This window comes from Sinomonas mesophila (assembly GCF_001999765.1).
Taxonomy (GTDB): Bacteria; Actinomycetota; Actinomycetes; order Actinomycetales; family Micrococcaceae; genus Sinomonas; species Sinomonas mesophila.
Genome location: NZ_KV908326.1, coordinates 38107 through 51737 on the forward strand (window position 1 = coordinate 38107; position 13631 = coordinate 51737).

Here is a 13631-nt window from a genome sequence, read left to right on the forward strand (position 1 = left end):
TCGGGGCCCAACGCTGGGGAGATCTGTACGGCTCGACTGCGGAGAGGAAGGGCGCCGGCGCCTGCTGGGGAGGTGGCCACATTCCTTCAGTTGAGTGGTCAGTGTCTGGCCGCTGGTAGACTTGACCGAGTGGGCGCTCGCGCGCCCCGCGTCGATGAACGCGTTGACAGGCCCCCATCCCCGCCGTCCTCCATGACGGCTGCCGGATGCCGCGCGGCCAGGCTCCCTTTCCTCGGCGATCCCCACGGCGCCGCTTTGGCCCGCGGGGCCGATCCGAACCTGGAGTTGCCGACAGCCATGGCTGAACCGACTTTCCTCTCCCTCGGCGTGCCCGCCGTCCTCGCCTCCGCCCTTGCGGAGAAGGGCATCGAGGCGCCGTTCCCCATCCAGACCAAGACCCTTCCCGATACCCTCGCGGGCCGCGACGTCCTCGGCCGCGGCCGCACCGGTTCGGGCAAGACGATCGCGTTCGCGTTGCCGCTCGTCGCCAACCTGGCCGCCTCGGGCGCCGCGGGCTCCGTCCGTCGCGGCCGCCGTGCCGGTGCCCCTGCGGGGCTGGTCCTCGCCCCCACCCGCGAGCTGGCGACCCAGATCAATGCAACGGTCGAGCCGCTCGCCGCGGCCCTCGGCCTCACCACCACGGTCATCTACGGCGGCGTCTCCCAGGCGCGCCAGGAGCGGGCGCTCGGCGCCGGCGTCGACATCGTCATCGCCTGCCCGGGCCGGCTCGAGGACCTCGGGCGCCAGGGCATCGTCTCGCTCGCGGATGTGGCAGTGACCGTCCTCGACGAGGCGGACCACATGGCCGACCTGGGCTTCCTGCCGGTGGTCAAGCGGATCCTCGACCAGACCCCGAAGGGCGGCCAGCGGCTCCTCTTCTCCGCGACCCTCGACAACGGCGTGGACAAGCTCGTCACGCGCTACCTGAGCAACCCGCTCACGCACTCGGTCGACGCCCCGCAGGCGGCCGTGAGCACCATGGAGCACCACGTGCTCCTCACGGCGGACGCGACGAGCAAGAAGAACCTCGTGGAGGCACTCGCCTCGGGCCAGGGCCGCCGCGTCCTCTTCATGCGCACCAAGCACCACGCCAAGCGGCTCGCGAAGCAGCTCACCCAGGCTGGCATCCCCGCCGTCGACCTCCACGGCAACCTGTCCCAGAACGCCCGCGACCGCAACCTCGCAGACTTCTCCTCGGGCGAGGTGCGCGTGCTCGTCGCGACCGACGTCGCCGCGCGCGGCGTGCACGTGGACGAGGTCGAGCTCGTGGTCCATGTCGACCCGCCGGCCGAGCACAAGGCCTATCTGCACCGCTCGGGCCGCACCGCCCGCGCCGGCTCGGAGGGCACGGTCGTCACGATCGCGCTCCCGGAGCAGAAGCAGGACGTCCGCAAGCTCATGAAGGACGCCGGCGTGACCGTCGAGTTCACGCCCGTCACCACCGACTCGCCGCAGGTCGCCGCGCTCGTGGGCGAGCGCGCGGAGTACGTGGACCCGGAGGCCCGGGCGGCCGCCGTCGCCGCGCGTCAGCCGCAGCAGGGCGGCGGCTCGTCGACCGGTGCCAATGCGCAGCGCAAGCGTGCCCGCCGCGGCAGGGGAGGCGCGGCCACCGCGGCACGTACGGGCCACCGCAATGACGTGCCCGGCGCCCAGGGCCAGGACGGCCGCGCCCAGCGGGGCCAGGCGCAGCGCGGGCAGGCACAGCCCCAGGGCCGGGGCCAGCGCGGGCAGTCGCAGGGCGGCCGCCAGAGCGGCCGCGCCGAGGGGTCGCAGCCGCAGGGCGGGCAGCCGCGCGGCGGCTCCGGCCGGAACGGCGAAGCCGGCTCCCAGCAGCGCCGCGCCCAGCAACCGCCCCGCTCCGGACAGGCGTCGGCTCAGGGCAGCGGCGGCGGACGGCGCGGCCCGCGCCGGGCGAGCGCCCCGGCGTCGAACGCCCGCTGACCGGCGTCTGCGCCCGAGGACCCCACGGCACGCCGGACCCGGTCCTAGACTGGCTCCCATGAGCACCAATGCACGCGGTGGCGTTGGCCCCGAGGGCCTGCGGCAGCTCTCCCACGAGGACTCGTGGGCGCGGCTGCGCAGCATGGTCGTCGGGCGCCTCGCCTTCTCCCTCGATGACCGGCTCGAGATCATGCCGGTGAACTACCTCGTGGACCGAGGGACCCTGCTGTTCCGCACGGCCCCGGGCACAAAGCTCGCGGCCTCGGCCGGCCGCCTCCCGGCGGTGTTCGAGGTGGACGGCTACGAGCCTGAGCAGCGCGAGGCGTGGTCCGTCGTCGCCCGCGGCCACCTCGAGCCGGTGCTCGAGACGGCCGAGGTGATCGACGCCGTCGCCCTGCCGCTGTTCCCATGGCAGGGCGGGGAGAAGGGGTTCTTCGTCCGCGTGGTCCCGGAGGAGGTCTCGGGCCGCCAGTTCCCCGTGGCCGATCCAGCCCACTGGGTGTCCCCGCTGACGGGCATCCGGCGCGCTCCCACGGAGTAGCCGCCCGCCGGTCCGCGGGGTGGGCAAAGACGGCCCGACGGCGGGTGGCCCGCGGGCCCGCCCGGCGGCAGACTGGGGGCATGAAGACCCTCCTGAATCTCATCTGGTTCATCTTCGGCGGCTTCGTCCTCGCCCTCGGGTACTTCCTCGCCGGCGTGGTGTGCTGCCTGCTCATCGTCACCATCCCGTGGGGCATCGCCTCCTTCCGCATCGGCGCGTACGCGCTCTGGCCCTTCGGCCGCACGATCGTGGACCGCGGCGGCCGGGTCGGGGTCCCCTCGGCGATCGGCAACGTGATCTGGATCCTCGTCGCGGGGCTCTGGATCGCGATCGGGCACGTGGCCACCGCCATCGCCATGGCGTTGACGATCATCGGGATCCCGCTCGCGATCGCGAACCTCAAGATGATTCCCGTCTCGCTCATGCCGCTCGGCAAGGAGATCGTTCCGACGGACCGCCTGCTCGCCGGCTTCGGCCGCTGAGCGCGGCCAGACGCCGCCCCCTCTCTTGGTCCTCGGCGTGGCGGCCGGATAACGTGTGCTCTGAAAAAGGAGGCATCCATGCCCGAACTCGACAGCTCCCTCGCCGGCGAATGGCGCTTCGACCCTGCGCACACCCGTCTGGGCTTCTCCACCCGCCATGCCATGGTCACCAAGGTGCGCGGCGCGTTCAACGACGTCGAGGGCGTCATCAACGTCGACGCCGAAGAGCCCACCAACTCCACGGTCGCCGTGACCATCAAGGTCGCGAGCATCGATACCCGGAACGAGCAGCGGGACCAGCACCTGCGCACGAACGACTTCTTCGATGCGCCACACCATCCGGAGATCACGTTCGTCTCGAAGCGGATCGACCAGATCGAGGAGAACAGCTTCATCGTCAACGGCGACCTGACGATCCGCGGCGTGACGCGGGAGATCGCCATCCCGATCGAGTTCATCGGCGTCGAGCGGGACCCTTTCGGGAACCTCCGGGCGGGCTTCGAGGGCTCCCGCCGGATCGACCGCAAGGACTTCGGCGTCAACTGGAACGCGGCACTCGACTCGGGCGGCGTGCTCGTCTCCGACCGCATCCTGCTCGAGTTCGAGGTCTCGGCCGTCAAGGCCAACGGCGCCAGCCCCGAGGGCGCTGACGCTGAGCAGAAGGGTGAGGGGCAGGGGTAGCCCCATGGACCCTGCGGGGCCGCAGCTGCACCCCTTCGTCGTCGTCGCGTTCGTCGAGCCCGCCCCGGTGGGCGAGCGGTTCAGCAAACGGCACTGGCCCCTGCACGTGACGCTCCTGCGCTTCGACATGGCCCCCGAGGCGGCCCTTGCGGCAGCCGCGGGGGCCTTCGCGTCGTTCCAGCCGGTCACGGTGCGCGTGGGGCGCGACGCCGACTTCGGCTACCGCGGCCGCGTGCGCGTGAGCCTCGTGGACCCTCACCCCGACCTGGCCGAGCTGCACGAGCGCATCCGCAGCGCCGTCGCCGACGCGGACGGCCGCATCCACAGCCCGCAGCACACCGGCCGCGGCTTCCGGGCGCACATCACCGTGCAGAACGGCCGCCGCGTCGCCGAAGGCGAGGAGCTCGTCCTCGGCGCCATGACCCTCGTCGACATGGCCCCGGACGGAGACACCGAATGGCGCCTGCCCGTCGCGGAGTATCCCGCCCAGCCGGCCGCCGACGCGGATCGCTGACATCCATTCGGTGATGGTATTCGGCGTCGCGGGGGCCTAGTCTCTTCACGTGTGGCGCCTGGGGCGGCGCCCATGGCCTGAGGGGGACAGGTGAAACGTGCCGTTGGGGCAGTTCTCGCAACTTTGGCGCTGAGCGCCTGCACGCCCGGCGGCGGAGACGGTGGGCCGCCGTCGTCCCCTGCGGCGAGCACGACGACGGGCGCCGCGAGCGCGTCAGGCTCGCCACCGGCGTCGTCCCCGGCACCCACGAGCAGCGCCGTCGACGCGATCGCGGCCGGATCCCTCGAGAACGCCCAGTGCATCCACGGGGGCGGCGGGTCGTGGCTCTTCACGGGCACGCTCCGCAACGGCACCCAGGACCGCCAGACGTTCACGGTCGCCGTCGCGCTGACGTCGAACTCCGGGGCCCTCGTCGTCGGCCACGCCAACTCCTCGGAAGTCCTCGCGCCGGGCGAGTCGCGCGAGGTGTCCCTTCCCCTCTCCGTCGATGCCGCAACCTCCGTGGACTGCAGCTTCGTCGTCTCCCAGGAGGTTGCGCCGTGAGGCGGGCCGCGGCGAGCATCTGCGCGCTCGTGGTGCTGCTCGCTTCGCTGGCCGGACCCGCCTCTGCCCTCGGATCGCTGCCCGAGGAGGCAGGCGATCCGAGCTCATCGCCCTCGTCCACCGCCACCACTGGATCCAGCCCGGCACCCACGGGCGATGGACCCACGGGCGCTGCATCCACAGGCCCGGCGCCCACAGGCACAGCACCATCGGCTCCCGCGGCGACCTCGGCATCTCCGATCCCCTCCGCCGCGGCTGCTCCCTCCCCGGGGCCGGACGCCATCGCGGCCAAGTACGCCGCCCTGGGCGGGGCGGCTGGGCCTCTCGGGAAGGCCAGCGCGGATGCCGTCTGCACAGCCGACGGCGGGTGCCTCCAGATCTTCGCGGGCGGCCGGATCTACTGGTCCCAGGCCACGGGGGCATGGGCCGTGACCGGGCGGGTCCTCAAGGCCTACCTCGCGGCGGGGGAGCCCGCGGCGGGGATGGCGGGCTATCCGCTCGCCGACACGCAGGCGCTCGGTGCCACGGCGGAATGGCAGCCGTTCCAGCGCGCAGACCTCTACGCCGGCGATGCCACGGGCGCGTGGTTCACGCGTGCCGAGATCGGGGCCAAGTACGAGGCCCTCGGCGGCCCCGCAGGTCGGCTCGGCATGCCCCTCGGTGCCCAGACCTGCGGCCTGCGGGACGGCGGGTGCTTCCAGCATTACGAGCGCGGCGCGATCATCTGGTCTCCGGGGACGGGGGCGCGGATCTCCGTGGGCGCGATCCGCGGGGCGTGGGCGGCGCATGGGTTCGAGGGCGGACGCATGGGCTATCCGACCTCGGACGAGGTGTGCGGCCTGCGGGACGGCGGGTGCTTCCAGCATTACGAGCGCGGTGCGATCATCTGGTCTCCGGGGACGGGGGCGCGGATCTCGGTGGGTGCGATCCGCGGGGCGTGGGCGGCGCATGGGTTCGAGGGCGGACGCATGGGCTATCCGACCTCGGACGAGGTGTGCGGCCTGCGGGACGGCGGGTGCTTCCAGCATTACGAGCGCGGTGCGATCATCTGGTCTCCGGGGACGGGGGCGCGGATCTCGGTGGGTGCGATCCGCGGGGCGTGGGCGGCGCATGGGTTCGAGGGCGGACGCATGGGCTATCCGACCTCGGACGAGGTGTGCGGCCTGCGGGACGGCGGGTGCTACCAGCGCTATGAGCAGGGGGCGATCATCTGGTCTCCGGGGACGGGGGCGCGGATCTCCGTGGGCGCGATCCGCGTCGCCTGGGGCGAGCAGAACTTCGAGCATGGGTGGCTGCGCTATCCCGTCACCGACGAGATCTGTTCGGGCGCGGAGTGCGTCCAGAAGTTCCAGGGCGGCGTGATCTCGTGGCGCAACGGCGGGACGAGGACCCATCCCTATACGGAGTGCGACACCCTCAATGACTCGCGCTCGGTGTACCCAAGCCACGGCGCGCGTTCCGTGACCTTCGCCCTGGCCGACGACTACGGGCGTTCGGACGCCTGGGTCATCCGCTGCATGAACGTCGCCGGCGTCTACGCCACGGACTGGGCCACCCCGGGCACCGTGGGCGCGAGCGGATTCAAGCCTCCGGGCGTCCCCTCCGGGCCGACGCGGCACCTCTACTCGCCGACGGGCAGCTACTCGGTGACCGAGGCGTTCGGGCTGGGCAACCCCGGCACGGCGCTGAACTACATAACCCTCAACCCGAACAGCCGTTGGGGCGGCAACCCGTGGACCCCGACATACAACAAGTACTTCGAATCGTCGAGCTGGGTCGGATGGGACGAGAACATGTGGTACTTCGCCACACGTCCCCAGCACGACTACCGCCAGGGCGCGGTCATCAACTACAACCGGCCGCCAGACAGCGAGATTGTCCAGGATGCCGGCTTCGCCATCTTCCTGCACATGAACGCCGCGCCCACCGCCGGCTGCGTCGCCATCCCCGACTGGCACATGGTCGACTGGCTCCAGAAGGCCGCACCCGGGGACCGCTTCATCATGGGCGTCAGATCGGCCCTCTTCCGGTAGTCGGGACGGGCGGGTCAGAGCGCGCTGCGTGCACCGCCCACGTGCCGGGCCTGCGCCGCCGCGTGGCCGAGCGGATGGTCGAGCGGACCGCCGCCGCGCAGCCGGGACAGCTCGTGGCCGAGGTTCTCCCGCGCGGGCCGCAGCCACAGCTCGCGGGCCCGCTCGGTGTGGAAGAGCGGGTCGAGGCCGAGGAGGTGCTCGACGACCGCCGCCCGGCCCTCGCGGAACTGATCGTCCGCAACGTGCGCGTACTCCTCGCGGACCTGGACGGTGTAGCGGTGGTAGCCACGGGGATCCCGGCCCAGCACCGAGAGGTCGGCGTCGCACAGGAGCCGCCCGCCGGCGTCGTGCGCCTCCGGCGCGTGCCCGGCGGTGAGCCGCACGAGCCGCGCGACCTCCGCGACCTCTGCGTGCGGCAGGCCGGCCCCCGCGAGGCGGTCCTCCGCGAGCCGCGCGGAGTCCTCCTCGTCCTGGCCCGGCCGGCCCGGCGCGGCGGTGTAGACGGCGTCGTGGAACCACGCGGCGAGGACGACGGCGCGGCTCGCCTCTGCGGGCGTCTCGCCGGCGATCCGCTCGAGGGCCTCGAGCACGGTCAGGAGGTGCGCGCGCGTGTGGTACCGCCGGTGCGGCTCGGCCCAGCGCTCGAGCAGCTCGACGCCGAGCGGGGCGTGCCCGGGCAGGAGCATGCTCCAGCGGTGCAGGAGGGGCGTGAAGAGGGCCTTGCCGCGCTCGCGGGCCGGGACGCGCAGGCCGCTGCGAATGAGCGCGCGGACGAGGGTGCCGCCGTCCACCGGCCGCGCGCCCAGGGCGAGCATCTCGGCATAGCGGCGCTCGGGCACGTCGTAGTGGTCCTCGTCGAACGCCCCCGCCGGAAGGCCCGCGGCGTCGGCGAAGTCCCGCAGCTCCACGAGCGAGGAGTCGCTCACGAGGTGCGAGAACACCGTGCCGTGCGCCGGCCACACGGGCGGGTCGATGAGGATCGCCATGGAAGCGAGTGTGCCACGGGGGCCCGAGGGGCGCCGCCTCGGCGCCACCGTCACTCGCCGGGGCGGATGTTCTGGTTCCCGCGGAAGACGTTCCCGGGGTCGAACTCCTTCTTCACCTGCGCGAGTCGTGCGTAGTTCTCGTCCCCGAAGGCGGCGCGGACGCGGCCCTGCCCCTCGTCGCCGATGAAGTTCAGGTACACGCCGCCGTTCGTGTATGGGGCGATGTCCGAACGGAAGCGCCGTGTCCAGTCCCGCGCGCGCTCGCCGCCGGCGAGGTCGGCGGCGATCCCGAAGGGGTGCGAGACCCACGCCGACTTCCGGTGGGCGAGCGGCGAGCCGCTGGCCGGACCCTCGGCGACCGCGCCGTCCCACGGGACGATGAGCTGCTGGGACTCGGGGCTGGGCAGCTCCTGGCACGAGGCCGCGAAGACGTCCAGGGCGGCGTCGCTGAGCTCGTCGTGGTAGTCCGCCGACCAGTAGTTGAAGTGGTCCGCGGGGTCATCGATGCTGCACTGGAAGTCGACGTAGGGCGTCAGCCCGGAGAAGTCTGCCGCGGGATCGAGGTCCCGGAAGGGGTGGATCGCCTCGAGGCCCTCCTCGCCTGGCCCGTTGAACACGAAGCCGACAAGGACCGCCGGCCTGCCCCACAGGCTTTCGGGGATCGAATCGTCGCCTGCCGGCGCGGTGAACAGGACGAGGACGGAGCCGAGCCGCCGGTCAGCCGCGTGGGCCAGATCGCGGTAGGCGCCGAGGATCTCGCGGGTCCTGTCCCCGGGCCAGACCAGGAGACCGGCCGCGACCTCGGGACCCAGGGGCTGCAACTGGTAGGTCAGGGACGTCGCGACGCCGAAGTTCCCGCCCCCGCCGTGGAGCGCCCAGAACAGCTCGGGGTTCTCGTCGGCGCTCGCGGTGACATACTCGCCGTCGGCCGTCACGAGGTCCACCGAGACCAGGCTGTCGCAGGCGAGGCCGCACGTGCGCTCGAGCCAGCCCGAGCCGCCGCCGAGCGTGAAGCCGGCGATGCCCGTCGTGGATGCGCGCCCGCCCGTGGAGGCGAGGCCGTGGGCCTGCGTCGCCGTGTCGTACTCGTGCCACGTGAGGCCTGCGCCGGCCCGGACCGTGCGGGCCTCGGGATCCACCTCGGCGGACTTCATGGGCCGGACGTCGATGACGAGCCCGCCGTCGTTCGTGCTGTAGCCGGCCACCGAGTGCCCGCCCGCGCGGACGGCGATGGGCAGGCCCTCCCGGCGCCCGTAGGCCAGCGCCTCGGCGACCTCGGCGGGCGTCGCGCACTGGGCGATGACGGCGGGCCGCTTGTCGATCCAGGCGTTGAACAGCCTCCGGGCCTCGTCGTACCCGCTGTCCTCGGGGCGGATCCAGGCCATGGCGGACTCCTTCGGTGCACGGTCCCTCCGCCCCGTGGGCATGCTACGCCCCGCGCCGCCCTGCCCGGAATGGCCTGCGTGCCCCTCAGCCGAACCGGTGTCAGCTGAACCGGGCGAACGGTGCGGCGTAGCGGAAGGTGCCCCGCGCGCCGTCGTGCGCGGCGAGGAGCCGGACCTGGAAGTAGTCGCCCCAGGCCGGCTCGGGCGCGGCGATCCCGTGGCGGGTCGCGGGCTCCCAGCCGTGCCGGCCGTAGTAGGCCGGGTCCCCGAGCAGCGCGATGAACCGCTCGCCGAGGGCCTCCGCCTCGGCTGCGGTGGCCTCGAGCAGCGCAGCGCCGATGCCGCGGCGCTGCCTGTCGGGGCGGACCGAGATCGGGCCGAGGCCGAGCGCCGGGACCGCCAGGCCGCCGTCGTGCGGGTCGAGCCAGCCGCGCGTCGTGATCGAGTGGCCCACGACGGCGCCGTCCTCCTCCGCGACGAGCGCGAGCTCCGGGATGTACCCGGCGTCCTCGCGGAGCCAGCCGACGAGGGCGGCCTCGCCCGGGTCCTGCGTCCCGTCGGCGGGCGGCGCGGAATGGGGCACCCCCGCGAAGGCGGCGGCCGTGAGGGCACGCACGGCGGCCGCCTCGCCAGGCGAGTCGGGCCGCTCGGGGCGGACGAGGAGGCTCATGCGGCCAGTCTGCCACGGGTGCTGTCCGGACGGTGCGCTGCCTGCTTGGCGTTTGAAGTTGAGCGGATTACACTCAACTTAAGTGCGCTGACCCTCCTAAGGTGGGTCTTCCCGGGCCAGCGCTCTGAGGGTTGTGCAGGCGGAAGGAGCACTGTGGACGTCAAATTCACCACCAAGAGCCAGGAGGCCCTGTCGGCGGCCGCCATGAACGCGAACACCGCCGGCAACCCGCAGGTCGAGCCCCCGCACCTCCTTAAGGCGCTCATGGACCAGCGCGAGGGCGTCGCCGTCGCGCTCCTGCGGGCCACGGGCGCGGACCCCGACGCCGTGAGCGTCGCCGCAAGCACGGCCATCAAGGCGCTCCCCTCGAGCTCCGGCTCGACCGTCGCGCAGGCGCAGCTGAGCCGCCAGTCGCTCCAGGCCATCCAGGCCGCGCAGCAGCAGGCCGAGCAGATGGGCGACAGCTTCGTCTCGACCGAGCACCTCCTCGTCGGGCTCGCGGCCGACGGCGGCGGCGCGGGCAAGGCGCTGCGCGACGCCGGGGCGTCCCGCGAGGCCCTCGTCGCTGCGCTCCCCGGGGTGCGCGGCGACCGCAAGGTCGATTCGCCCGACCCCGAGAACACGTTCCAGGCGCTCGAGAAGTACGGCACGGACCTCACCGCCGTCGCGCGCGCCGGCAAGCTCGACCCGGTGATCGGCCGCGACTCCGAGATCCGCCGCGTGATCCAGGTCCTCTCCCGCCGGACCAAGAACAACCCCGTGCTCATCGGCGAGCCCGGCGTCGGCAAGACCGCCGTCGTCGAGGGCCTCGCCCAGCGCATCGTCGCAGGGGACGTGCCGGAGAGCCTGCGCGGCAAGACCCTCGTGAACCTCGACCTGGGATCGATGGTCGCGGGCGCGAAGTACCGCGGTGAGTTCGAGGAGCGCCTCAAGGCCGTGCTCGAGGAGATCAAGGCCTCCGAGGGCCAGATCGTCACGTTCATCGACGAGCTCCACACTGTGGTCGGCGCGGGCGCGACCGGCGACTCGTCGATGGATGCCGGCAACATGCTCAAGCCCATGCTCGCCCGCGGCGAGCTGCGGCTCATCGGCGCCACGACCCTCGACGAGTACCGCGAGAACGTCGAGAAGGACGCCGCCCTCGAGCGCCGCTTCCAGCAGGTCTACGTGGGCGAGCCGAGCGTGGACGACACGATCGCGATCCTGCGCGGGCTCAAGGAGCGCTACGAGGCGCACCACAAGGTCTCGATCGCCGACTCAGCCCTCGTCGCCGCCGCGACCCTGTCCAACCGGTACATCAGCGGGCGGCAGCTTCCGGACAAGGCCATCGACCTCGTGGACGAGGCAGCGTCCCGGCTGCGCATGGAGATCGATTCGGCGCCCGAGGAGATCGACCAGCTCCGCCGCGCCGTCGACCGCCTCACGATGGAGGAGCTCGCCCTCGAGGGCGAGACGGATCCGGCCTCCGTCGAGCGGCTCGCGACGCTGCGCGCGGACATGGCGGACAAGAAGGAGCAGCTCGCTGCCCTCAATGCGCGCTGGGAGGCCGAGAAGGCTGGCCTCAACCGCGTCGGCGACCTCAAGGCGAGGCTCGACGAGCTGCGCTCCCTCGCCGACAAGGCCCAGCGCGAGGGGGACCTCGCCGAGGCCTCGAGGATCCTGTACGGCGAGATCCCCACGTTCGAGCGGGAACTCGCCGAGGCGAATGCAGCCGCCTCGGCCGCCGAGCAGGACGCCAGCGTCCGGCAGACGATGGTCGCAGAGGAGGTCACCGCGGACGACATTGCCGAGGTCATCTCGGCGTGGACCGGCATCCCGGCCGGCCGCATGCTCCAGGGCGAGAGCCAGAAGCTCCTGCACATGGAGGGGGAGCTCGGGAGGCGGCTCATCGGCCAGACCAAGGCAGTCGAGGCGGTCTCGGACGCCGTCCGCCGGGCGCGCGCGGGGATCAGCGACCCCAACCGGCCTACGGGCTCGTTCCTCTTCCTCGGCCCGACCGGCGTCGGCAAGACCGAGCTCGCCAAGGCGCTCGCGGACTTCCTGTTCGACGACGAGCGCGCCATGGTGCGCCTCGACATGAGCGAGTACTCCGAGAAGCATGCGGTCGCGCGCCTCGTCGGCGCCCCTCCGGGCTATGTCGGGTACGAGGAGGGCGGCCAGCTCACGGAGGCCGTCCGCCGTCGTCCGTACTCCGTGATCCTGCTCGACGAGGTGGAGAAGGCCCATTCCGAGGTCTTCGACATCCTTCTGCAGGTGCTCGACGACGGACGCCTCACCGACGGCCAGGGCCGCACCGTGGACTTCCGCAACGTGATCCTCGTGCTCACCTCGAACCTCGGAAGCCAGTTCCTCGTGGACCCGCGCCTGAGCCCGCAGTCGAAGCGGGACGCGGTCATGGGCGTTGTCAATGCCTCGTTCAAGCCCGAGTTCCTCAATCGCCTGGACGAGGTGATCATGTTCGAGGCGCTCACCGTGGACGAGCTCTCGCACATCGTCGAGCTGCAGGTCGCATCGCTCCAGTCGCGCCTGCACGAGCGCCGGCTCGAGCTCGAGGTCACTGACGGCGCCCGCGCGTGGCTCGCGATGTCCGGCTACGACCCCGCGTACGGCGCGCGGCCCCTGCGTCGCCTTGTGCAGCGGGAGATCGGCGACCGGCTCGCGAAGTCGCTCCTGTCGGGGGAGATCTCCGATGGCGACACCGTCGTCGTCGACGTCGCGGACGTGGACGTGGACCTCAAGGACCTCACGGGCGCGACGAGCGGCCTGAGCCTCGCCCGGAAGGACGCTGCGTCGCGGGAGGCGCCCGCGGAGTAGCCGGCGCCGGTCAGGGCGCGCGGGGTCAGGGCAGGAGGGATCCGGTGAGGATCTTTCCGCCCGTGCTCACGATGAAGCACTCCGTCCGGCGGTCGCCGTTCTGCCAGCCGTCCTGGGTCGGGACGACCGCACGCTGCTTGAGCGAGCTCGTATCCGCGGGCAGGTTCAGGTTGGCGGCGCCGCAGAGCCGGAGCGCATCCGCCTCGAGGGCCTCGCGGCCGGGGTATGCGCCCTCGTCCGCGGTGCCGACGGCGACGAGCTGGGCCGAGTGCGGTTCGATGCACGGCACCGTCCGGTTGTCCCCGGCGGTGGGGTCGGCGTCGGCGAGGCAATCGCCCTGTGCGTAGGGCCCGGGGGACGCCGTGGGCCCGCCGCCGGAGCCGCCCAGGCAGGCCGAGAGGCCCCACACCATGAGGGCCAGGAGCGCGAGCGCGATCACAGCGGCGAGGGGCCGATTCCGGCGCTCGGGGGCCTTCCGGCGGCGCGTCGGCCGCCGCTTCGGGACCGCTGGGAAGGCCGAGACGGGGGAGCGCCGGGGCCGGGGCGGAATGTTCCGCGCCGGGGCCGCGTTCATCCTGTCATAGCCGTCGGGGGTGCTCATGTGCGTCACTCGCTTTCGGATCGTCTGACCGGCCGGGAGGGCGCGCCGCACGAATACGCAGTCGGCCGCGATTACATGTAGTCTAGACCTACGACAAATTGATCAATGACTCCGGGGCCTCGCGAGCCTGCCTTCGCGACTACCTCCGGGACGAGGCAAAAGAGGGGGTCACGCCATGGGGCGCGGCCGTCAGAAGGCTAAGGCAACCAAGCAGGCCCGGGACATCAAGTACTACAGCCCGAGCACTGACTATGCGGCACTCGAGCGCGAACTGGGCGCCGGTGCCAGCCACTCATCCCACCGCTACGCGGACGACCCGGAGCCGGACTACTCCGACTACGAGGACAAGTACGCGGATCAGTTTGCCGACGAAGACGACGACGAGGATTCCCGCCGGATCGGCTGACCCTCTGGACGCGTTCGAACACCCCGCCGTTGCC

13 protein-coding genes are annotated in these 13631 nt (G+C 72.4%); 9 read left to right on the forward strand and 4 right to left on the reverse strand.

From position 1 onward, the window contains the following. Positions 1-297: 297 nt before the first annotated feature. The 7 genes from BV907_RS06605 to BV907_RS06630 all read left to right on the forward strand — a co-directional run bounded on the left by BV907_RS06605 (position 298) and on the right by BV907_RS06630 (position 6735). Positions 298-1941, forward strand: a complete 1644-nt coding sequence (locus tag BV907_RS06605; RefSeq protein ID WP_077488940.1) for a DEAD/DEAH box helicase — start codon at positions 298-300, stop codon at positions 1939-1941. 58 nt (positions 1942-1999) lie between these two features. Then, positions 2000-2482, forward strand: a complete 483-nt coding sequence (locus BV907_RS06610) for a pyridoxamine 5'-phosphate oxidase family protein (RefSeq protein WP_077488941.1) — start codon at positions 2000-2002, stop codon at positions 2480-2482. A gap of 80 nt (positions 2483-2562) precedes the next feature. Continuing rightward, positions 2563-2964, forward strand: coding sequence for a YccF domain-containing protein (locus BV907_RS06615; RefSeq protein ID WP_077488942.1), 402 nt, complete (start codon positions 2563-2565; stop codon positions 2962-2964). 78 nt (positions 2965-3042) lie between these two features. Next, positions 3043-3645: a YceI family protein gene (locus BV907_RS06620; RefSeq protein WP_077488943.1), complete on the forward strand. Its 603-nt coding sequence runs from the start codon at positions 3043-3045 to the stop codon at positions 3643-3645. Positions 3646-3649: 4 nt separating this feature from the next. Then, on the forward strand, positions 3650-4159 hold the full coding sequence (locus BV907_RS06625) for a 2'-5' RNA ligase family protein (RefSeq protein WP_077488944.1): 510 nt from the start codon (positions 3650-3652) through the stop codon (positions 4157-4159). Positions 4160-4249: 90 nt separating this feature from the next. Further along, entirely contained in the window at positions 4250-4702 is a 453-nt protein-coding gene (locus BV907_RS18265; protein WP_139346647.1) for a hypothetical protein, read from the forward strand. Further along, positions 4699-6735, forward strand: a complete 2037-nt coding sequence (locus tag BV907_RS06630) for a hypothetical protein (RefSeq protein ID WP_139346648.1) — start codon at positions 4699-4701, stop codon at positions 6733-6735. Before BV907_RS18265 ends, BV907_RS06630 begins: the two co-directional genes overlap by 4 nt. Before the next feature lie 14 nt (positions 6736-6749). On the opposite strand, the gene BV907_RS06635 is transcribed toward BV907_RS06630, so the two are convergent. The 3 genes from BV907_RS06635 to BV907_RS06645 form a co-directional block, all read right to left on the reverse strand. Next, on the reverse strand, positions 6750-7721 hold the full coding sequence (locus BV907_RS06635) for a DUF4031 domain-containing protein (RefSeq protein WP_077488946.1): 972 nt from the start codon (positions 7719-7721) through the stop codon (positions 6750-6752). A 50-nt stretch (positions 7722-7771) separates the two neighbouring features. Then, complete coding sequence (locus BV907_RS06640; RefSeq protein WP_077488947.1) at positions 7772-9106, reverse strand: FAD-binding oxidoreductase; 1335 nt, start codon at positions 9104-9106, stop codon at positions 7772-7774. Positions 9107-9206: 100 nt separating this feature from the next. After that, the gene (locus BV907_RS06645; RefSeq protein ID WP_077488948.1) at positions 9207-9776 is read right to left on the reverse strand and encodes a GNAT family N-acetyltransferase; all 570 of its coding nucleotides are present in this window, start codon (positions 9774-9776) and stop codon (positions 9207-9209) included. Positions 9777-9929: 153 nt separating this feature from the next. On the opposite strand from BV907_RS06645, the gene clpB reads away from it, so the two are divergent. After that, the gene (clpB, locus tag BV907_RS06650) at positions 9930-12590 is read left to right on the forward strand and encodes an ATP-dependent chaperone ClpB (protein WP_077488949.1); all 2661 of its coding nucleotides are present in this window, start codon (positions 9930-9932) and stop codon (positions 12588-12590) included. 25 nt (positions 12591-12615) lie between these two features. Here the strand turns inward: clpB and BV907_RS06655 are convergent, their stop codons facing one another. Beyond that, a complete protein-coding gene (locus tag BV907_RS06655) occupies positions 12616-13191 on the reverse strand; it encodes a septum formation family protein (protein ID WP_139346649.1) in 576 nt (191 codons plus the stop codon). Positions 13192-13366: 175 nt separating this feature from the next. On the opposite strand from BV907_RS06655, the gene BV907_RS06660 reads away from it, so the two are divergent. Continuing rightward, positions 13367-13597 (forward strand): DUF3073 domain-containing protein, encoded by a 231-nt coding sequence (locus BV907_RS06660; protein WP_077488951.1) that lies wholly within the window; start codon positions 13367-13369, stop codon positions 13595-13597. The last annotated feature ends 34 nt before the right edge of the window (positions 13598-13631 follow it).